Annotated in this window: 20 protein-coding genes and 1 tRNA gene; 10 read left to right on the forward strand and 11 right to left on the reverse strand. The window is 72.1% G+C overall.

Annotation, left to right across the window (positions count from 1 at the left end; all coding sequences use genetic code 11):
• The first annotated feature begins 131 nt into the window (after positions 1 to 131).
• Complete coding sequence (locus H295_RS47180; RefSeq protein WP_020135329.1) at positions 132 to 299, forward strand: hypothetical protein; 168 nt, start codon at positions 132 to 134, stop codon at positions 297 to 299.
• Between the two features lie 117 nt (positions 300 to 416).
• On the opposite strand, the gene H295_RS0110555 is transcribed toward H295_RS47180, so the two are convergent.
• Positions 417 to 490: transfer RNA gene (locus H295_RS0110555), tRNA-Pro, on the reverse strand.
• 81 nt (positions 491 to 571) lie between these two features.
• Positions 572 to 2,002: an MFS transporter gene (locus tag H295_RS0110560; protein WP_020135330.1), complete on the reverse strand. Its 1,431-nt coding sequence runs from the start codon at positions 2,000 to 2,002 to the stop codon at positions 572 to 574.
• A 177-nt stretch (positions 2,003 to 2,179) separates the two neighbouring features.
• Here H295_RS0110560 and H295_RS0110565 point away from each other — a divergent pair, with 177 nt between their 5' ends.
• On the forward strand, positions 2,180 to 2,773 hold the full coding sequence (locus H295_RS0110565) for a TetR/AcrR family transcriptional regulator (RefSeq protein ID WP_020135331.1): 594 nt from the start codon (positions 2,180 to 2,182) through the stop codon (positions 2,771 to 2,773).
• A gap of 46 nt (positions 2,774 to 2,819) precedes the next feature.
• On the opposite strand, the gene H295_RS0110570 is transcribed toward H295_RS0110565, so the two are convergent.
• Positions 2,820 to 3,332, reverse strand: a complete 513-nt coding sequence (locus tag H295_RS0110570) for a hypothetical protein (protein ID WP_028809237.1) — start codon at positions 3,330 to 3,332, stop codon at positions 2,820 to 2,822.
• Between the two features lie 123 nt (positions 3,333 to 3,455).
• Between H295_RS0110570 and H295_RS0110575 the strand changes: the two genes are divergently transcribed.
• The gene (locus H295_RS0110575) at positions 3,456 to 3,800 is read left to right on the forward strand and encodes a cupin domain-containing protein (RefSeq protein ID WP_020135333.1); all 345 of its coding nucleotides are present in this window, start codon (positions 3,456 to 3,458) and stop codon (positions 3,798 to 3,800) included.
• Positions 3,801 to 3,818: 18 nt separating this feature from the next.
• On the opposite strand, the gene H295_RS0110580 is transcribed toward H295_RS0110575, so the two are convergent.
• Complete coding sequence (locus H295_RS0110580) at positions 3,819 to 4,826, reverse strand: LacI family DNA-binding transcriptional regulator (protein WP_020135334.1); 1,008 nt, start codon at positions 4,824 to 4,826, stop codon at positions 3,819 to 3,821.
• Positions 4,827 to 4,947: 121 nt separating this feature from the next.
• Here H295_RS0110580 and H295_RS0110585 point away from each other — a divergent pair, with 121 nt between their 5' ends.
• Entirely contained in the window at positions 4,948 to 6,096 is a 1,149-nt protein-coding gene (locus H295_RS0110585) for a Gfo/Idh/MocA family protein (protein ID WP_020135335.1), read from the forward strand.
• 30 nt (positions 6,097 to 6,126) lie between these two features.
• Here the strand turns inward: H295_RS0110585 and H295_RS0110590 are convergent, their stop codons facing one another.
• Entirely contained in the window at positions 6,127 to 7,146 is a 1,020-nt protein-coding gene (locus tag H295_RS0110590; protein WP_020135336.1) for a LacI family DNA-binding transcriptional regulator, read from the reverse strand.
• A gap of 107 nt (positions 7,147 to 7,253) precedes the next feature.
• On the opposite strand from H295_RS0110590, the gene H295_RS0110595 reads away from it, so the two are divergent.
• From H295_RS0110595 to H295_RS0110615, 5 genes are all read left to right on the forward strand, one after another.
• The gene (locus H295_RS0110595) at positions 7,254 to 8,420 is read left to right on the forward strand and encodes a phytanoyl-CoA dioxygenase family protein (RefSeq protein WP_020135337.1); all 1,167 of its coding nucleotides are present in this window, start codon (positions 7,254 to 7,256) and stop codon (positions 8,418 to 8,420) included.
• A 17-nt stretch (positions 8,421 to 8,437) separates the two neighbouring features.
• Positions 8,438 to 9,214: an SDR family oxidoreductase gene (locus H295_RS0110600; RefSeq protein ID WP_020135338.1), complete on the forward strand. Its 777-nt coding sequence runs from the start codon at positions 8,438 to 8,440 to the stop codon at positions 9,212 to 9,214.
• A 92-nt stretch (positions 9,215 to 9,306) separates the two neighbouring features.
• Complete coding sequence (locus tag H295_RS0110605) at positions 9,307 to 10,311, forward strand: Gfo/Idh/MocA family oxidoreductase (RefSeq protein WP_020135339.1); 1,005 nt, start codon at positions 9,307 to 9,309, stop codon at positions 10,309 to 10,311.
• A 140-nt stretch (positions 10,312 to 10,451) separates the two neighbouring features.
• Complete coding sequence (locus H295_RS0110610) at positions 10,452 to 11,777, forward strand: protoporphyrinogen/coproporphyrinogen oxidase (protein WP_028809238.1); 1,326 nt, start codon at positions 10,452 to 10,454, stop codon at positions 11,775 to 11,777.
• The gene (locus tag H295_RS0110615) at positions 11,774 to 12,778 is read left to right on the forward strand and encodes a Gfo/Idh/MocA family protein (protein ID WP_020135340.1); all 1,005 of its coding nucleotides are present in this window, start codon (positions 11,774 to 11,776) and stop codon (positions 12,776 to 12,778) included. The genes H295_RS0110610 and H295_RS0110615 overlap by 4 nt, the downstream gene beginning before the upstream one ends.
• Here the strand turns inward: H295_RS0110615 and H295_RS0110620 are convergent.
• From H295_RS0110620 to H295_RS0110645, 6 genes are all read right to left on the reverse strand, one after another.
• Positions 12,775 to 13,995: a tetratricopeptide repeat protein gene (locus H295_RS0110620; protein WP_028809239.1), complete on the reverse strand. Its 1,221-nt coding sequence runs from the start codon at positions 13,993 to 13,995 to the stop codon at positions 12,775 to 12,777. The genes H295_RS0110615 and H295_RS0110620 overlap by 4 nt on opposite strands.
• 132 nt (positions 13,996 to 14,127) lie before the next feature.
• A complete protein-coding gene (locus H295_RS0110625; RefSeq protein WP_028809240.1) occupies positions 14,128 to 15,147 on the reverse strand; it encodes a Gfo/Idh/MocA family protein in 1,020 nt (339 codons plus the stop codon).
• Between the two features lie 11 nt (positions 15,148 to 15,158).
• On the reverse strand, positions 15,159 to 16,061 hold the full coding sequence (locus tag H295_RS0110630; RefSeq protein ID WP_020135342.1) for a sugar phosphate isomerase/epimerase family protein: 903 nt from the start codon (positions 16,059 to 16,061) through the stop codon (positions 15,159 to 15,161).
• 1 nt (position 16,062) lies between these two features.
• On the reverse strand, positions 16,063 to 16,974 hold the full coding sequence (locus H295_RS0110635) for an ATP-binding cassette domain-containing protein (RefSeq protein WP_020135343.1): 912 nt from the start codon (positions 16,972 to 16,974) through the stop codon (positions 16,063 to 16,065).
• A 7-nt stretch (positions 16,975 to 16,981) separates the two neighbouring features.
• On the reverse strand, positions 16,982 to 18,061 hold the full coding sequence (locus H295_RS0110640; protein WP_028809241.1) for an ABC transporter permease: 1,080 nt from the start codon (positions 18,059 to 18,061) through the stop codon (positions 16,982 to 16,984).
• A complete protein-coding gene (locus tag H295_RS0110645) occupies positions 18,061 to 19,080 on the reverse strand; it encodes a sugar ABC transporter substrate-binding protein (RefSeq protein WP_028809242.1) in 1,020 nt (339 codons plus the stop codon). Before H295_RS0110645 ends, H295_RS0110640 begins: the two co-directional genes overlap by 1 nt.
• Positions 19,081 to 19,339: 259 nt before the next feature.
• Between H295_RS0110645 and H295_RS43080 the strand changes: the two genes are divergently transcribed.
• A complete protein-coding gene (locus H295_RS43080) occupies positions 19,340 to 20,209 on the forward strand; it encodes a PfkB family carbohydrate kinase (RefSeq protein ID WP_051135532.1) in 870 nt (289 codons plus the stop codon).
• Positions 20,210 to 20,245 lie beyond the last annotated feature (36 nt).

The following is a 20,245-nucleotide window of genomic DNA, read 5'->3' on the forward strand; positions in this document are numbered from 1 at the left end:
AGAGGGCCGAACCGCCCTACGAAGGGACCAGAGGACCTGGTCCCCCGTGCCCCGCGGTCCCTCGGCTACCTCGCCGGTAGCGCGAGCCCGTCCGCTTCGCCGACGCGGTCGACCGACTGCACCGGGACGGTGTGACCACCGCTCTCGAACTGGGACCGGGCGAGGTGCTGTCCGGCATGCTCGACACCTGTGGCCCCGGCACGGGCCAGGCGCTCATGAGTCTGGCGATGTACCGGGACTGGCGAGCCATCCACAGAGGCGCCGAGACGGCGGGAGCACGCGCCGACGGCGCCGGGTGAAGGAAGTCGCCCCGTCCTGCCGGTCTCGACGGGGACCGGCCGGCACTCCGGCCCAAAAAAGATCAAGGGGCTCTGCCGGATTCCTCCGGCAGAGCCCCTGACCTGCTACTTCAACCGTCGGGACGACAGGATTTGAACCTGCGACCCCTTGACCCCCAGTCAAGTGCGCTACCAAGCTGCGCCACGTCCCGGCCGCGTCTCGCACGGGTCTTCCGTGTGATCGCGCGGGTAAACCCTACCTCAAGCCTGCGGCCGGGCCGGCGGGCACCGCGTCAGCCCCGGGTGGCGACGGGCTCCCGCACGTCCGGGGCCTCCGTGACGACCCGGCGTACGGCTGCCCGTCGTACCGGAACGAGCAGGGCGGCCAGCGCCGCCGCCAGGCACAGCACCGCCAGCAGGGCGAAACCGTGGGTGTAGCCGGACTCGTACGGCAGGCCCGAGGGCTGGAGGTGACCGGTGACCAGGACGCTGGTGACGGCCGCGCCGATGGAGCCGCCGATGGTGCGGATGTTGGCGTTCATACCGGTCGCGGCGCCGGTCTGGTCGGCCGGGACGCTGCCCACGATCAGGTTGGCCATGGAGGCGAAGGCGAGTCCGATACCGAGGCCGAACAGGCCCGCGACCACGGCGATCTGCCACCGCTCGTCGTGCCACAGGGCGAGGAAGCCGCAGGCCACCGCGCCCAGCGCGGCACCGGTCACCAGCAGGGACTTGGCGCCGACCACCGGCTCCAGCCGGCCGCTGAGCACCCCGGAGAGGAACATCGCCACGAGCATGGGCAGCATGAGCAGTCCGGCCGCGGTGACGGTCGCTCCGAAGCCGTAGCCCGCCGACGACGGTGTCTGCACGAAGCCCGGGAGGAAGGACCAGATCGAGTACATCCCGGCACCGAAGAGCAGGGCCGCGGTGTTGGTGGTCCACACGGCCGGGAGCCGCATGACCCGCAGGTCGATCAGCGGGGTGCGGGAGCGGGCCTCGGAGTACAGCCACAGCGCGAACAGCGCGACGGCCGCGCCGAACAGCCCGAGCACCCGGGCCGAGCCCCAGCCCCACGAGCCCGCCTGGCTGAGCGGCAGCAGCAGCGCGACCAGCCACGCGGACAGCAGCACGGCACCGGGCCAGTTGACGTTCCCCTCGGCCCTGCGGGGCGACTCGGGCACATACCGTACGGCGATGAGGGTCGCGGCGATCACGATGGCGACCGGGATCCAGAACAGCCAGCGGTAGTCGAGCGCGGTCACGATGGGCCCGGCGGCGACCATGCCGACGCCACCGCCGGCGGCGATCACGGCGGACAGGTTGCTGATGGAGCCGCTGACCTCGGACGCGGCGAACTCGTCGCGGATGATGCCGAAGGAGAGCGGGAACAGGGCGCCGCCCACGCCCTGGACGACCCGGGCGACGATCAGGACGCCGATGCCCGGGGCGAGCGCGGCGAGGAGGCAGCCGACGGCCACGGTCACCAGGACGGCGACCAGCGTGCGCTTCTTGCCGACCAGGTCGCCGACCCGGCCGAGGATCGGCGTGAAGACCGAGGCGGACAGCAGATAGGCGGTCATCACCCAGGTCGCGGTGGACTGCGAGGTATGCATGGCGTGCTGGACGGTCGGCAGGGCCGGCGCGATCAGCGACTGGAGCATGGAGAACACGCCTGCACCGGTCGCGAGGACCGCGAAGGTGAGACGGGTGGACTTGCGGCGCATGGAGAGCCTCTCCGAACGAACGGGGTGCGGCCGGAGCCTCTGGGGAAGCGGTCGCGGAAAGGACGGTGGGAGCACCTCGACTGCTAAAATGGAGGTACGCCTCCACTCTACCGGAGGCATACCTCCGCTTCAACCCGTTCCGGAGGTCGACCTCCGTTTCAGCCCCGGGAGGCAGTCGTGACCGCCCCGTCGTCGTTCCACGTCAGCGAGATCGTCGCGTCCCGCCGGCCCCACCGGAAGGACGCCGCCCGCAACTACGACGCCCTGCTGGCCGCCGCGCGCGAGGCGTTCGCCGAGCACGGGGCGGAGGCGTCCCTGGAGGACATCGCGCGGCGCGCGGGCGTCGGCATCGGCACGCTCTACCGCAACTTCCCCACCCGCCGGCACCTCTTCGAGACCGTCTACGCGGACGAGGTGAACACGCTCGTCGAGGTGGCCCGGCAGCTCGCCGACGAGGAACCGTGGGCGGCGCTCACCGCCTGGCTGGACCGGTTCGCCGGCTACATGGTGACCAAGCGTGCGGTGCGCGAGGCGCTCAACGACGAGTCGGAGATCTTCGCCGCGTGCCGGGACTCCATGTACGCGGCGGGGGGTCCGCTGTTCGAGCGCGCCCAGGAGGCTGGGCAGGCACGGCGGGACATGGACTTCGTGGACCTGCTCCGGATGGTCGCCGGGATCACGGCGACGACCTTCGACGACGACGTCCAGCGCGACCGGGTGCTGGCGATCGCGCTGGACGGAGTGCGGGCGGGGCGGGCGGCGGACGCCTGAGCACCCGGGTCCGTGTCGCCGCTTCCGGGGAACGTTGCCCGACGCCCTACTTGATCACCGCGTTCGCCACCACGACCACCACCCCCAACATGGCGTCCACCACCCCGATCGTCACCGCCGGGAGCCAGCGGCGGTGGGACCAGCGGGCCGTGGCCAGGCCGAGGGTGAACAGGAGGGTGATGTTGAGCGCGAAGGCGGCGTACTCCACGCCGTTGGCGGGCCACCAGCCCCAGCCCGCGCCGGCCAGCAGGACGACCGTCGGCACGACCGCCGCGACCAGCGGCCACTCGTCGGCCAACGCGCGCAGGGCGTCCCCGCGCCGGTGCGGGGTGCGCTCGGCGATGTAGTGGGCGTAGCCGTGCGCGAGAGCGGAGGCGAGCGCGGTGACCAGCAGCCACGCCGCGTCGTAGCGGCGGCTGTCCCGGGACGTGTGCCCGTACTGGGTAAGCGCGGCGACCATCGAGCAGGCCAGCACCGAGCCGTAGACCCCGCCGAACAGGACCGCCTCGCGGGTGTCGTGCCGGCGCACCGGGGGCGCGGCAGCCTGGGTGTCCGCCATGTCCTCCACGATCACCCGGGCCGAGGCACCCCGCCAGTCCGCGACGAAGTGTCCTCCCACCTGCGCCGACACTCCACACACTGTCGACGGACCGGCCCCGGACGATCTCGCTAGGGTCGCCCCATGGACCACAGTTTCGTACTCCACGTCCCCGACGCCGAGCTCGAGTCCGAGCCCCTCGCGCGGGAGCAGATCGTCTCCGGGACGCCCGAGGTGACCGGCAAGGTGATCTGGGAGTCGCCGGACGGACGCCAGATCCGGGGCATCTGGCAGATCACCCCCGGAGTCGTCACCGACACGGAGGCGGACGAGCTGTTCGTCGTCGTCAGCGGCTCGGCGACCATCGAGGTCGAGGGCGGTCCGACCCTGCGGGTGGGGCCCGGTGACATGGCCGTCCTGCGCGAGGGCGACCGCACGACGTGGACGGTCCACGAGACCCTGCGGAAGGCGTACGCGATCAACCTCTGACGAAGCCCCGAGGCCCCGTCACGTCCCGTCCGGCGGCCCCGCCGTCGTCCCCCGCACCTCCAGCACCGGTACGGCGAGGTCCGTACGGCCCGCTCCCCCGCGCCCCTCGAACCGGTCGAGCAGACACCGCGCGGCGCGCCGGCCGACCTCGTGCCCCGCGTTGTCGACCGTGGTGAGCCAGACGTGGCGCAGCCGGGCGATGCTGGTGTTGTCGTAGCCGACGACGGACAGGTCGCGCGGGACGTGCAGCCCCAGTTCCTCGGCGGCCGACACCGCGCCGATCGCGGCGATGTCGTTGACGGCGAAGACGGCCGTCGGCCGGTCCGCGCGGCTCAGCAGCCGGACCGTCGTACGGTAGCCGCCCTCCTCGGTCATGTCGCTCGGTTCGACGACGGCCCCCTCGGCGAGCCCGTGGGCCCGCATGGTCTCCTCGAAGCTCTCCCGGCGCAGTTCGCCCACCGCCCCGTACCCCGCGATGTGCGCGATGCGCCGGTGCCCGAGGCCGATCAGGTGCTCGGTGACCAGGCGGGCGCCCCGCACGTCGTCGCCCGCGACGACGTCCGCCCCGGGCAGCCGCGGCTCGCGCGCGCCCGCGACCACCACGGGCAGCCGTTCGGCGACCGCTCCGAGCGCGGTGGCCTCCGGCAGCGTGCCGACCACGACGAGCCCGTCGACGCCGAGGTCCAGGAAGGGCCCGGCCGGGTCCTGTCCGGTACGGCGGTTGAGGCGGGCGTCGGCCAGGAGCATGCGCAGGCCGTTGTCGTGGAGGAGGGAGTTCATGCCGTCGAGGAGTTCGACGAACCAGGGGTTGCGCAGGTCGTGGAGGAGGACGCCGACCGTGCGGGTGCGCTGCTCGCTGAGGCTGCGGGCGGCGGCGTTGGGGCGGTAGCCGAGCTCGCGCACGGCCCGCAGCACGGCCTCCCGCTTTTCCGGGCGCACCTGGTCCGAGCCCCGCAGCACGAGCGAGACCAGCGACTTCGACACTCCGGCCCGTTCGGCCACATCGCGGATCGTCGGCGGTCTCATGGGGTGGACCGTTCCATGGGGTCCCACGGCTTGTCAAAGGCTTGACAGCGAGCGAATACGGCACTCAGGGTGACCTGGACACGTACTGGAACGGTCCAAACAGTTCGCGGAGGGGTTCCCCATGGTCGATACGCTCGGTGTCGCCGTCGTCGGATTCGGCTGGATGGGACGGGTGCACACCCAGGCCTACGCCCGTGTGCGGCACCACTACCCCCGGCTCCCACTGATCCCCGAGCTGGTGGCCGTCGCCGAGGAGGTCCCGGGGCGGGCCGAGGAGGCCGCCGCGCAGTTCGGGTTCGCCTCCGCGACCCGGGACTGGCGGGAGGTCGCCGCGGATCCGCGCGTGCAGGCGGTGAGCGTCACCGCGCCCAACTTCCTGCACCGCGAGATCGGTGTCGCGATGGCCGCGGCCGGCAAGCACCTGTGGATCGAGAAGCCGGTGGGCCTGACCGTCGAGGACGCGCGCGCGGTGGCCGACGCGGCCGCAGGCGCGGGCGTGCGCAGCGCGGTCGGCTTCAACTACCGCAACGCGCCCGCCGTGGAGGCCGCCCGCGAGCTGATCGCCGGCGGCGAGCTCGGCACGATCACCCATGTCCGCATCCGGCTGTTCAGCGACTACGCGGCCCATCCCCAGGGCGCCCTGACCTGGCGCTACGAGCGTGAGCGCGGCGGCAGCGGAGTCCTCGGCGACCTCGCCTCGCACGGCGCCGACCTGGCCCGCTTCCTGCTGGGCGACATCGCGTCCCTCACGGCCGACACCGCGGTCTTCCTGCCCGAGCGCGCCCGCCCGACCGGCGCCACCGCCGGGCACACCCTCGCCACCGGGGAACTGGGACCGGTGGAGAACGAGGACTACGTCAACTGCCTGCTGCGCTTCGCCTCCGGCGCCCGGGGTGTCCTGGAGGCCTGCCGGGTCTCGGTCGGCGAGCAGAACAACTACGGCTTCGAGGTGCACGGCACCCGGGGCGCGGTGTTCTGGGACTTCCGCCGCATGGGCGAGCTGCGGGTCGGCCGCGGCACCGGCTACCAGGACCAGGCGGTCTCCACGGTGTACGTCGGCCCGGGCGACGGCGAGTTCGGGGCCTTCCAGCCGGGCGCGGCCAACGCCATGGGCTACGACGACCTCAAGGTGGTGGAGGCGTACCGGTTCCTGCGTTCGGTCGCGGAGGGCACGTCGTACGGGGCCACGCTGACGGACGCCGTGCACAGCGCGGCCGTACTGGACGCGATGGCGCGGTCCGCGGAGAGCGGTGCGTGGGTGGACGTGTAGCAAGTGCCCCTTCAGTAGGGCATGTTGTAGTCAGTAGGGCATGTTGTAGGGCGTGACCACCTGGATCGCCGACGGTGTCGTGGGTCCCGCCGGTGGCAGCGCCCCGTGTGCGCGCATCACGATGTGGCAGGCCTCCCGCATGTCCTGGCGCAGGTCGTGGTGGAGCACGGCGGACAGGCGGTGCTCGCGCAGCAGGCGGTCGTTGTCGTGGTCGAGGTCGTGGGCCACGAACACCGCGCACTCCCGGCCCAGGTCCTCGAAGGCCTTCAGGGTGGCGATGTTGCCGCCGCCGATCGAGTAGACCGCGCGGATGTCCGGGTCGCGTTCCAGGGCCGCCCGGACGAGTTCGTACTGGGTGGCGTCCAGTCCCTGGCCCTCGGCGATCTCGACCACCGCGCGGTCGGGATGCCGGGCGCGCATGGCGCTGCGGAAGCCCATCTCGCGTTCCTCCTCGTTGCGGAAGAACCCGCTGCTGAGGCTGGTGAGGACGTTGCCGGGCCGGTCGCCCAGCCACTGACCGGTCAGATAGGCGGCGGTCGCCCCGGCGGCCCGGTTGTCGATGCCGACGTAGGCAAGCCGGGCCGTGGAGGGCAGATCGGTGACCAGGGTGACCACGGGAATGCCGGCCTCGGCGAGCCGGCCGACCGCGGCCGTAACCTCGGGGACGTCGGGGGCCTTGAGGATCACGCCCTGGGAGCCCCGTCGGGCGATCCGGTCGAGGATTCTCGTCAGTTCCGTCACCGGGCCCGTCTCGCGGAAGTGGAAGCGCGAGCGCAGGACGGCGGGGTGCAGCGCGGGCAGCTCGGCCTCCAGGGCGGCGCGGACGGCGGTGGAGAATCGCTCCGGCGTCTGCATCACGATGTCGACCATGAAGGTGCGGCCCACCAGCCGGACCTGGGTGCGCTGCCGGTCCAGGTCGGTGATCGCCTGGTGGACCTCGCGGACGGTGTTCTCCCTGACCCCGCCCCTGCCGTTCAGGACCCGGTCGACGGTGGCCTCGCTGAGCCCCGCCTGTCGTGCGATCTCCCGAATGGGGAACGGGTGTCCCACGCGTCTGCTCCTTGAGGGGTTTTTGATGGCCGCCTGCCGGTTGTTCGACGGCTTTGTCATGACAAGAATGACAGCGCTGAGTCGCCCCTGTCACCGAGAGGACGCCGATGTCCTTCACCGCCGTACACCGCCGCGCCTGGCTGTCCGAGCAGGACTGCGACCTGGACTCCTTCCGTGCGCTCGTCGAACGGACGGCCGACCCCGCCGACTACCCGCACGCGTCCGGGGTGGACCGGAACGTCCTGCTGTACGACGCCGGGCGGGTCCGCGGCGCCAAGGACCGCCGTGACGTGCAGGAGGAGCTGGTGCGGGCCCTGACCGACGGGCCGGGGGTGGTGGTCTTCCAGGGGGCGTTCCCCGATCCGGCGGTGGTGGACCGGTTCACCGAGGTGTTCGACTCGCTGATCCGCGAGCAGTACGCGGCGGGCGCGACCGCAGGCGACCACTTCGCCAAGCCCGGCGCCAACGAGCGGGTGTGGAACGCGCTGGAGAAGGCGGCCCTGTACGACCCCGCGGCCTTCGCCGACTACTACGCCAACCCCGTCCTCGCCCTGGTGTCCGAGGCCTGGCTCGGCCCCGGCTACCAGGTCACCTCGCAGGTCAACGTGGTCAACCCGGGCGGTCTCGCGCAGACCGCGCACCGCGACTACCACCTCGGTTTCCTCTCCGACGAGGCCGCGGCCGCCTATCCGGCGCACGTGCACCGTCTCTCCCCCGTGCTCACGCTCCAGGGCGCGGTCGCGCACTGCGACATGCCGGTGGAGTCGGGGCCGACCCTGTACCTGCCGTTCTCGCAGGCGTACGAGCCCGGGTACCTGGCGTGGCGGCGGCCGGAGTTCCAGGCGTACTTCAAGGAGCACCACGTCCAGCTGCCGCTCGCGAAGGGCGACGCCGCCTTCTTCAACCCGGCGCTGTTCCACGCGGCCGGGACCAACCGCACCACGGACGTGCGCCGCATGGCCAACCTGCTCCAGATCTCCTCGGCGTTCGGGCGGGCCATGGAGACCGTGGACCGGGAGGCGGTGTCCAACGCGGTCTACCCCGCGCTGCTGCGGCGCAAGGCGGAGGGCGCCGACGCGGAGTGGCTGGAGAACGTGATCGCCGCGAGCGCCGAGGGCTACCCCTTCCCGACCAACCTCGACAGCGACCCCCCGGTCGACGGACTGGCCCCGCCCTCGCAGGCGGACCTCGTGCGGCGGGCGCTCGCCGAGGGCTGGAACGCACGGGTCCTCAGGGACGCGCTGCGGGCAGGCGCCGAGCGGCGCACGAGCTGAAAGGGACGAGCACATCCATGGGACTTCTCGACGACAAGGTCGTCCTCGTCAACGGCGGCAGCCAGGGCGTCGGTGCCGCCATCGCCCGGGCCGCGGTCCGCGAGGGGGCGGTCGTGGCCGTCAGCGGGCGCCGGCCGGAACCCGGTCAGGCGCTGGTCGCGGAGCTGGAGGCGGCCGGCGGCAAGGCGCTCTTCGTGCGCGCCGACCTCGCCGACGCCGAGCAGGCCAAGGCCTCCGTCACCCGGGTCGTGGAGGCGTACGGCCGGGTCGACTGCCTGGTGAACTCCGCCGGGCTCACCTCCCGCGGCACCCTCCTCGACACCACGCCCGAGCTGTTCGACCAGCACATCGCGATCAACCTGAAGGCGCCGTTCTTCGCCATGCAGGCGGCCGTCGCGGACATGGTCGGACGGGGCGCGCCCGGCACGGTCGTCAACATCATCACCTCCTCGGCGCACGGCGGACAGCCCTTCCTCGCCCCCTACGTGGCGGCGAAGGCCGGGCTGATCGGCCTGACCCGCAACGCGGCGCACGCGCACCGCTGGGACCGGGTGCGGATCAACGGCCTGAACATCGGCTGGACGGCGACCGAGGGCGAGGACGCCACCCAGAAGGCCTTCCACGGCGCCGGCGACGACTGGCGCGAGGAGGCCGCGGCCCGGCTCCCGATGGGCAAGCTGGGCCAGCCCGACGAGATCGCCGACTTCGTGGTCCTCCTGCTGTCCGACCGGTCGGGCGTGGTGACCGGATCGGTGATCGACTGGGACCAGAACGTCCTGGGCGGCCTCGACTGACCTCACCCTCCCCACCCGCGAAAGACCTCGTGAGACTCCCCGCTCACCGAACACACCGCTCACCGGAAAAACCCTCAAGGAGCTGCACCCCCATGCGTATCGGAATCCTCGGCCTCGGCCGCATCGGCGCCTTCCACGCCGAGACCCTCTCCGGACTCGACGCCGTCGAGTCCCTCGTCCTCACGGACCCGTTCGCCGAGGCCGCCAAGTCCGCCGCGGAGCGCTTCGGCGGCGAGGTCGTGGACTCGCCGGAGGCCCTGCTGGCCGCCGGCGTCGACGGCATCGTGGTCGCCGCCGCGACCGACGCCCACCCCGGGCTGATCCTGGCCGGCGTCGAGGCCGGCATCCCCGTCTTCTGCGAGAAGCCGGTCGCCAAGCACATGAGCGAGGGCGTCGGGGTCCTCCGGGCCGTCGAGGGCAGCGAAGTGCCGATCCAGATCGGCTACAACCGTCGCTTCGACACCGGTTTCGTGAACGCGCGGGCCGCCGTGCAGAGCGGTGAGCTGGGCAAGCTGCACACCGTGCGCTCGACCACCCTGGACCCGGCCCCGCCGCCTGCCGCCTACGTGGCCGCCTCCGGGGGCATCTTCCGGGACTGCTCGGTGCACGACTTCGACATCATCCGCTGGGTGACCGGCCGGGAGGTCGTCGAGGTGTACGCCGTCGGCGGCAACCGGGGCGCCGAGTACATCAAGGAGGCGGGCGACGCCGACACCACCGGCGCGATCCTGACCCTGGACGACGGCACCATCGCGGTGGTCTCCAACTCCCGCCACAACGCCCGCGGTTACGACGTCCGCATGGAGATCCACGGCTTCCAGGACTCCATCGCGGTGGGCCTGGAGGACAAGCTGCCGCTGCGCTCGGTCGAGCCCGGTGTGACCTTCCCGGCGGGCACCCCGCACGACTTCTTCATGGACCGCTTCACGGCCGCCTACCGCGCCGAACTCACCGCGTTCACCGAGGTCGTGGCCGGTACCCGGCCCTCGCCGTGCACCATCGCGGACGCGCTGGAGGCGGGCTGGATCGCCGAGGCGTGCACGCTGTCCCTCAACGAGCACCGCCCGGTGACCATCGCCGAGGTCCGCTCCGCCTGACGCCACCGCCGTGTCCCGGGCGTCCGCGCCCGGGACACGGCCCGGTGAACAGCGCGCCCGCGACACCCGTTTACGGTCACGTGATCTCTCCGTACGACCATGAGAGCCCGCCACGTCCGACCGACCCAGGAGTCACGAGCATGCAGGAGTTACGCGACACCGCAGCCCCCCGGACCGTTGCCGTCGTCGGCGCCGGACCGGGCGGCCTGGCCGTCGCCCGCGAACTGGAGCGGGCCGGCCACCGGGTGACCGTCCTGGAGGAGCGGGAATCGGTGGGCGGGAAGTGCCGGAGCGTGCACACCGACGGCCGCGCCTACGACCTCGGCGGCCACATCTGCACCAACAGGTACGAACGGATCGCCGAGTTGCTGACGGACCTGGACGTGGAGACGGAGCGCACCAGCCGCTACCGCGTCCTCGACGCGCCCGGAGGAGTAGCCGCCCGGCAGCCGATGGCGTTCCTGCGCGACGGCTCCCTGCACCGCTACCGGGCGCTGCGCGAACGGGAGTTCCCGCGCATAGCCGAACCCGGGCTCGCCCACTCCGCCCGGGCCCTGGCCGCGCCCGTCCCCGAATGGCTCGCCGGGCACGGCCTGGAGTCGATGGCGGACTCCTTCGCCACCGGGTTCACGGCCGCCGGGTACGGCCATCTCGACGACGGCGTACCCGCGCTGTACTTCGTCAAGTACGCCGAGATGACCGGACTGTTGGACCCCGGGCCCGAACTGCTCGGCCACAAGGGCGACTTCACGGTGGTGGGCGGGTTCGCCACGCTGTGGCGCCGGGTCGCGGAGGAGCTGAAGGACGTGCGGTGCGGGGTGCGCGTGACCTCGGTCGAGCGGCGCCCCGACGGGGTGCGGGTGCACACCGACTCGGGGCCGGTCGACGCGGACGACCTGGTGCTGGCCGTCCCGCCGGACCGGATCCTGCCGGCCCTGGACGCCGACGAAGAGGAGCGCGACCTGGCCGCACGGATCCGCTCCCACGCCTACCACACCACCCTCGCCACCGCGTCCGGCCTGCCCGAGGACGCCTTCTACTTCCTCGCCGCCCACACGGCGAGCCGCGAGACGGCCGGCCACTGCGTGTCGTACCACCACCGCTACCCGGGCAGCGACGTGCGGACCTTCTACTCCTACGGCCGCCCCGACGAGGTCACGGCGCTGCTGCGGGAGGACGTCGAGGCGCTCGGCGGGCAGCTCGGCGAGGTGCACCTGGTGCACGGCTGGGCGTTCATGCCGCACTTCGGATCCGACGACCTCCGGGACGGCGCGCTGGACCGCCTGGACGCGCTCCAGGGCCGTGACCGCACCTACCATGTCGGCGGACTGCCCGCCTTCGAGCTCGTGGAGTGCGTGGTGGCCCACGCCCAGGACCTCGTGCGCCGCCGTTTCCCGCCCGTTCAGGGCGCACCGACCCGGCGGGACGACCGTCCCGCCACCAGCCAGGAGGAACCGCTGAGATGAGTGAACCGCTGCGCATCGGAGTGCTGGGAGCCGCGCGGATCAGCGAGTCGTCGCTGATCGGTCCGGCCCGGGCGACCGGTCACCGGGTCGTCGCGGTGGCCGCGCGCGACCGGTCCCGCGCCGAGGCCTGGGCGGCCGAGCACGGTGTGGAGCGGGTGGCGGGGTCGTACGCCGAGCTGATCGCGGACCCGGAGGTGGAGGTCGTCTACAACCCTCTGGCCAACGGGCTGCACGGGCCGTGGAACCTCGCCGCGCTCGCGGCCGGCAAGCACGTCCTGAGCGAGAAGCCGTCGGCGAGCAACGCGGAGGAGGCCGCCGAGGTGCGGGAGGCGGCCGCGAAGGCCGGGACGGTGTTCATGGAGGCCTTCCACTACCTCTTCCACCCGGTCACCCGGCGCCTCCACGAGATCCTCGCGAGCGGGGAGATCGGCGAGCTGCGGCACGTCGAGGCCCTGGTCGCGATCCCGGCACCGCCCGACGGCGACCCGCGCTGGTCGCTGCCGCTGGCCGGGGGCGCGGTGATGGACCTCGGCTGCTACAGCCTGCACGCGCTGCGGATGCTGGCCCCCTGGGCGGGCGGCACCCCGCGGCTGGTCTCCGCGCGGGGCGGGGAGCGGGCGCAGGCACCCGGGGTGGACGAGTGGCTCGACGCCGACCTGGCCTTCCCCGGCGGGGCGACCGGGTCGGCGCGCTGTCACATGGCGTACGACCGGCTGGAGATGAGCTGCCGGGTCACCGGGTCCCTGGGCGAGGTGCTCGCGCCGAACTTCGTGCTGCCGCACCTCGACGACCGGCTCGTGGTCCGCACGGCGGACGGTGAACGCACCGAGCGGCTCGGCACCCGGTCGTCGTACACCTACCAGCTGGAGGCGTTCGCGGACCGGGTGCGCGGGGGCGTGGCGCTGCCGCTGGACGCGGAGGACGCGGAGGCGACGATGACCCTCGTCGACGGCGCCTATTGGGCGGCGGGGTTCGAGCCGCGGCCGCGCATGTCCTCCTAGGTGTCGCGCAGTTCGGCCAGTTCGCGCCGGGCGAGCGACTCCTTGTCGGTCTGGCCCAGTTCACCGAGCACGTCGGCGAGGCAGTCCAGCGCCGAGGTCAACTCGCCCGCGCCGTGCGGCTTGCGGGCCTCGGCGACCGCCGCCTGGGCGCAGGCGCGGGCCTCGGCCGGGTCGCCGGTGGCGGTGTGGCAGCGGGCTAGGTCGACCAGGAGCCGTACCCGCAGGGGCAGCACGGTCTCGGGGACGGTCCACGCGAGAGGCCCCCGCAGCGCCTCCCGGGCCTCGGGGCCGACGCCGAGCGCGTCCTCGTGGCGTCCCGACGCGCGCAGCACACCGACCAGTTCGGCGAGCACTTGCGGCCGCACCCGTTCGACGTGGGCCAGCTCCCGCAGCGACATGGCGGCCAGGAGCGCGGCGCACTCCTCGTAGACGGCCACGGACTCCTCGCGGCGGCCGGTCGTGGCGAGCAGCATGCCGTACGTCCGCAGCGCGCCCGGGAGACTGCCGAGCGCCCGGTCCCTGCGGTCGGGGGCGGGCAGGCGCCGGTAGGCCGCCACGCTCGCCCGGGCCACCGGCAGGGCGTCCTCGGCCCGCCCCACCCCGGCGAGCGCCTGCGCCCGCACGTCCCCGAGGAAGGCGGCGACCGCAGGCGACACCGCACCGCCCCCACCGACCGCCGCCCCCGCGCACACATCCGGCACGGCGCTCACTCCGCCCAGACCCGCACCGGCGGCGGCCGCATCATCCGCTGCCGTACCAGCGACAGTCGCATGGCCTGTGGCCGCACCGGCGGCAGTCACCTCGTCGGCACCCGCACCCGCACCCGCACCGGCGGCCGCCGCCTCGTCCGGGGTCGTACGGTCCCGCGCACCCCGCACTGCGACCGCCTCCCCCGCGTCCCCGCCCGCCCCGGCGCCCCACACAGCCACCGCCTCGTCCACCGCCCCGCACGCCTCCTCGAAGCGGCCGGAGAGCAGCAGCGCGTGGGCGCGCAGTGCCAGGGCGCGGCTCAGGCCGGCCGTGTCGGCCGCCGCGCGGTAGGCCGCGACCGCCTCCTCGGCCCAGGCCAGCCGCCGCGCCGGCGAGGGCGGTGGCAGTCCCGCCCAGGACGGCGTGACGCAGTACGACAGCGCGGCCCCGAGCAGCGGTCCGCCCTTCTCCGGCGCCCACTTGGCCGCCGCACGCGGCAACGGCAGCAGTATCCGTACGACTCCCATGCGCACCCCCTCGCCGCCCCGCCGAGGACAGCCGCGCCATGGTGGCACAGGGCGTCCCGAAGATGCCGCGATTCGACGACTGCTTAGCGAGCACGAGGGAACTTCGCCGAACTCCCCCTGCGCGGCGGCCGGTCAGCCGTACAGCGCGGGCCGCTCCACGAGTTCGACCGGCACCCGGCCCCCGTCCTCCAGCGAGCGCACGCCCGCCTCGCACACCGTGGCCGCCGCGTAGCCGTCCCACACGCTCGGCCCGGTGACGTCACCGCGGCGGGTGGCGTCGACCCAGGCCCGCACCTCGCGGTCGTAGGCGTCGGCGAAGCGTTCGACGAAGTCCTGGGCGACGGTGCCGCCCCAGCGGCCGGCCATGTTGGTGACCATGGCGTGGCCGTCGCCGATGCGGGCGGTGCCGCGTTCGCAGACCACCTCGGCCTGGACCTGGTAGCCGAAGCCGCAGTTGACGAAGATCTCGACGTCGCTGAGGGCGCCGCCGTCGGTCTCGAGGACGACGAACTGCGGGTCCTGGAGGCCTTCTGGGGCATTCGCCGACGGGGTCGGTCGCAGCACCGTCACCGCGGTGATCTCGTGCCCGAGCAGCCAGCGGGTCACGTCCGTCTCGTGCGCCACGGAGTCGCTGATCAGCATGGAGCTGGTGAAGAAGGGCGGGCTGGCGGCGTTGCGGTGCCGGTTGTGCAGCATGAGCGGCCGCCCCAACTGTCCTGTCTCCAGGAGGGACTTGAGCTTCATGTACTCGGCGTCGAAGCGCCGCATGAAGCCCACCTGGACGCGCCGGTGACCGAGTGCCCGCTCGGCCTCCAGGACGCGCAGCGCGGAGGCCGCGTCGGGGGTGAGCGGCTTCTCGCACAGCACCGGCAGGTCGTGCTCCAGGGCGAGGAGCAGTGCCTCCTCGTGGGCGGGCCCGGACGAGGCGATGAGGACGGCGTCCACGTCGGACGCGGCCATCGCGGAGGCCGGGTCGGTGTGCGCGGTGCAGCCCTCCACGCGGGCGGCGATCTGCTTGGCACGGTCCGCGTCGAGGTCCACGACGGCGGTCACCCGGGCCCCGCTGACCACCTCGTGGATACGTCGGACATGGTCGGCACCCATCTTGCCGGTGCCGATGACGGCGACACCGAGGGTGCCTCGCTCGGTCATGGTCATCCCTCTCAGGCGCCGCAGGACCTCAGGAACGCGCGGGTGCGCACCGCGATCGGCAGCGGCCTGTCCGGCTCGCACGGGTACATGTCCTGCTCGACGATCGCGAACAGCTCCACGCCGAGCTTCTGCGCCGCGACCAGCACGGGCTCCAACTCCGGTACTCCGGAGGGCGGTTCGCACATCACGCCGCGCTGGACGGCCGGGCCGAAGGGGACCTCGTCGCGCACGACCTCCGCGAGGACCGCCGGGTCCACCTGCTTGAGGTGCAGATAGCCGATGCGTTCGCCGTACGACTCGATCAGCTTGACGCTGTCCCCGCCGCAGTAGGCGTAATGGCCGGTGTCCAGGCAGAGGTTGACGAGTTCGGAGTCCGTCGAGTCCAGGAAGTGCTCGACGTGGTCCTCGGTGTCGAGGTGGGTGTCGGCGTGCGGGTGGACGACGAGGTCGAGCCCGTACGCCTCCTTGACCTCGTGGCCGAGGCGTTCCATGCCCTTGGTGAGGTGGGCCCACTGCTCGTGGGTCAGCTCGGGCGGCTCCAGGATCTCGGCGGTCCTGTCGTCCCGCCAGAAGGACGGGATGACGACGAGGTGCCGCGCTCCCACGGCCTGGGTGAGCGCGGCGACCTGGCTGACGTGCGCCCAGGTGGACTCCCAGACCGAGGGGCCGCGGTGCAGGCCGGTGAAGACGGTGCCCGCCGAGACCTTCAGGTCACGCTTGGCGATCTCGTCGGTCAGCCGTGCCGGGTCGGTCGGCAGATAGCCGTACGGCCCCAGCTCGATCCAGGAGTAGCCCGCCTCGGCGACCTCGTCCAGGAAGCGTTCCCACGGCACCTGCGCCGGATCGTCGGCGAACCAGACGCCCCAGGAGTCCGGGGCCGAACCGACGCGGATGCGGTCGAGCGGGGCCGCCACCTCAGGACTTCCCCTCGCCGCCGGCCGCCACGGTGAGGTCTTCCTCTTCCGGGAGGGCTTCGGTGTCGACGCCGCGCACCTGGGACAACTCGTGCTTGAGCGCGGCGAGTTCGGCGCCGCCTGCCATGTGGTTGGTCAGCTCCTCCAGGGTGATCTGGTCCCGGGAGGCGGAGAGTTCCATGGTGCCCAGGCGCAGCACGCTGAAGTGGTCGCCGACCATGTAGGCGTGGTGCGGGTTGTGGGTGATGAAGATGACGCCGAGTCCGCGGTCGCGGGCGGCGGCCACGTACTTGAGGACGACGCCGGACTGCTTGACGCCGAGGGCGGCGGTGGGCTCGTCCAGGATGAGGACGCGGGCGCCGAAGTACACGGCTCGGGCGATGGCCACGCACTGGCGCTGGCCGCCGGACAGGGTGCCGATGGGCTGTTCGAGGTCGTCGAGGACGATGCCCATGTTCCGCAGTTCCTCGTCCGCGGTCTTCTTCATCCTCTCGATGTCGAGGCGACGGATCGGCCAGGGGCCCTTGGTCATCTCGGAGCCGAGGAAGAAGTTGCGCCAGACCGGCATCAGGGGGACGACGGCGAGGTCCTGGTAGACGGTGGCGATGCCCTTGTCGAGGGCCTCGCGCGGGGTGGTGAAGTGGACCGGGGTGTCGTCGACGAGGAACTCGCCCTCGGTGTGCTGGTGCAGCCCGGAGATGATCTTGATGAGGGTGGACTTGCCGGCGCCGTTGTCGCCGAGCACGCAGGTCACCTGGCTGGGGTGCACCTTCAGGCTGACGCCGTGCAGGGCGCGGATGTTGCCGTAGGACTTGCCCGCGTTGCGCAGTTCGACGATCGCCCCGTCCCCCGCGGGAGTGTCGGGGGTGTCGGCGAGGATCGCGCCGTGCGTGCCGGTCTCTTCAGTGGTCATGGGTGGGTCACCTCCGGGTCGCCGTGCGGCTGACCCACAGATTGATCAGGACGGCGCCGAGCAGCATCACGCCGAGGAAGGCCTTGAACCAGTCCGGGTTCCAGTTGGCGTAGACGATGCCCTGCTGGACCATGCCGAACATGAACGCCCCGAACACCGGCCCGATCGCCGAGCCCGCGCCGCCGGTCAGCAGACAGCCGCCGATCACCGCGGCCGAGATGTAGATGAGCTCCTGGCCCACGCCCTCGCCGGACTGCACGGTGTTGAAGGAGAACAGGTTGTGCATCCCGACGAACCAGGCGGCGAAGCCGACCAGCATGAACAGGCTGATCTTGGTGAAGTTCACCGGCACGCCGACCGCGCGGGCGGAGTCCTTGTTGCCGCCGACCGCGAAGATCCAGTTGCCGTACTTGGTGCGCAGCAGCACCCAGGTCGCGAGGGCAGCGAAGACGAGCCAGTAGATGATGGTGATCTTGATCTGGACGCCGCCCACTTCGAAGGAGTTCGCGAAGACCTTCTTGGCCTGGTCGAAGCCGTCCATGTCACTGATGTCGTCGGTGGCCACGTTCCCGGTGACCAGCTTGGTCACCGCGAGGTTGACGCCCTGGAGGATCAGGAACGTGCCCAGGGTGATCAGGAAGCTCGGCAGCCCGGTCTTGACGACCAGCCAGCCGTTGAGGAACCCGATGCCCAGCGCCACCAGCAGCGCCACGAAGACGCCCACCCACACGTTCAGGGTGAGCTGGAAGGCGAACATGCTCGCGGTCAGCGCCGAGGTGATCACCGCGACACCGGACGACAGGTCGAACTCGCCGCCGATCATCAGCAGCGCGACCGGCAGCGCCATGATCCCGATCGTGGACGACTGGTAGAGGATGTTCGCCATCGCGCTGCCCTCGCGCACCGGCGGGGCGGCGATCAGGAAGAACACCCACACCGCCACCGCACCCAGGAACACCCCTACCTCGGGGCGCGCCAACAGCCGCAGGGCGAGCGGTCGTTCCGCGGTCCGGCCGTCCTTCGCCTGGCCGGGGCCGGGGGCCGGCGGTGTGGTCACCGCCGGCTCGGCGTGCTGGGTCATACCCATCACCTGGTGCCCTTCGCGGCGAACTTCGCCACGGCGTCCACGTTCGACTTGTCCACGAAGGCCGGGCCGGTGAGCACCGGCTGCTCGCCGCCGCCCATGTAGTTGCCGTTGTTCTTGTAGAGCCACAGCGAGTCGATCGCCAGGTAGCCCTGGAGGTAGGGCTGCTGGTCGACGGCGAAGGCGATGGTGCCCTTGCTGATGGCCGTCGTCAGGTCCTTGTTGAGGTCGAAGGTGGCGACCTTCGCCTTGCTGCCCGCGTCGGAGCCCGCCTGCGAGGCGGTCAGGGCGATGGGCGCGCCGAGGGCCACGACGTAGTCGATGGACTTGTCCTGGCTGAGCTTGGCGGTGATGGTCGACTTCACCGAGGGCATGTCGGCGCCGTTGACGTTCAGCGTCTGGAACTTGCCGGTGAAGGTCTTCTTCACGCCGTCGCAGCGCTGGGTGAGGCCGATGTTGCCCTGCTCCTGGATGACACAGACGGCGCTCTTGGCGCCCTCCTGGTTCAGCCGCTTGCCGAGCGCCTCACCGGCGACCGTCTCGTCCTGGCCGAAGAACTCCATCAGGCCGAGCTTCTGCCACTCGCTGACACCGGAGTTGAGGCCGACGACGGGTATCCCGGCCGCCTTCGCCTTGGCGACGACGTCCTTGAGGGCGTCGGGCTTGGCGAGGGTGATCGCGATGCCGTCGACCTTCTGGTCGATGGCGTTCTGCACCAGGTTGGCCTGGCCGCCCGCGCTCGGGTCCGCCGAGTAGACCAGCTTGACGTTGTCCTTGTTCGCGGCGGCCTGGGCGCCCTTGCGGACGATGTCCCAGAAGGTGTCGCCCGGCGACTGGTGGGTGACCAGGGCGATGGTCATCCGGGGCGTGGTGGCCTTGCCCGCGGAGGCGCCGTCCGCGCTCTCCTCGGACTTCTTGCCGCCCGAGCTGCTGGAGCAGCCGGCGAGCGTCAGGGCCGCGGCCGCGGCGAGGGCCACGACGGGGGCGAATCTCCGCGAACGGGAGAGAGAAGAGCGGTCCATCTTTCCTTGCACCTCACTGTGCGACGGGGAGTACGTCGGGAAAGGGGGTGGGATCTGTGAAAACGCGCCAACTTGTGTTGGGACGGGATCCAACTCCCCTGGCGCTGCCGCTGTCAATACTTTGTTAAGACATCATTTCACGAACAGGTCCGAATGTAAGTACAAACTATTGACAGGCTCGCCCTTCGAGTCCTACACCTGGGGATGCAACGGGCCCGGAGGGCCTCGCACCCCCAGTCCGGACCGAGGAGCGTCGCGCATGGTCGAGCCAGTGCAGCAGTTCGACGTGATCAGTATGGGCCGTATCGGAGTTGATCTCCACCCGCACCGACCTGGCGTGCCAGGGCCCCGGCACGGGTCCTCCGGGAGGGTCCTCGGGGGTCCTGCCGTGGATGTCGCGGTCACCGCCGCCCGGCTCGGCCGCTCCGCCGCCGTCATCACCCGCACCGGAGCCGATTCCTTCGGCGCGTATCTCCACCAGACCCTCACGGAGTCCGGCGTCGACAACCGCTGGGTGACCCGGACGGCGGACTCGGCGACGCCGGTCGCCGGCGCTCCCGACCTGGGGATACACACGGACGAGCTCGACTGCTTCGCCATCCGGGCGGCCCGTGTCTTCTGGATCACCGGGACCGGTCTGAGCGCGGAGCCGAGCCGGTCGGCCACGTTCGCCGCCCTCAAGTGCCGGGACCGGGCGGCCACCACGGTGATCGAGCTGGACTGGCGGCCCGCGCTCGGGGACGACGGCACAGCCGGGACGGGTCCCGAGGAGATCCGGCCCCACTACGCCGAGGCCCTGCGGCACGCGACCGTCGCGGTCGGCGATCTCGACGCGTGCGAGGTCGCCACCGGAGTGCGTGAGCCGCACGCCTGCGCCGAGGCGTTGCTCGCGGCGGGCGTGGAGCTGGCCGTGGTGAGGCGGGGCCCGAAGGGCGTCCTGGCCGTGCACCGCGACGGCACCACCGCCGACGTGCCGTCCGCCCCCGTGGAGGCCCCCGTGGCCGCCTACGGCACGGGCGACGGGTTCGGCGGCGCGCTGTGCCACGGCCTGCTCTCCGGCTGGGAGCTGGAGAGGACCGTCCGCTACGCCCTCACGGCCCGCACCTCTCTCGACGGCGCCCTGCGGTGACCGGCCCGCTTCCCCCCGTCCTCCCTCCCCCTCTCG

Origin of the sequence: Streptomyces sp. 351MFTsu5.1 (assembly GCF_000383655.1) — a bacterium.
Lineage (GTDB): Bacteria > Actinomycetota > Actinomycetes > Streptomycetales > Streptomycetaceae > Streptomyces > Streptomyces griseorubiginosus.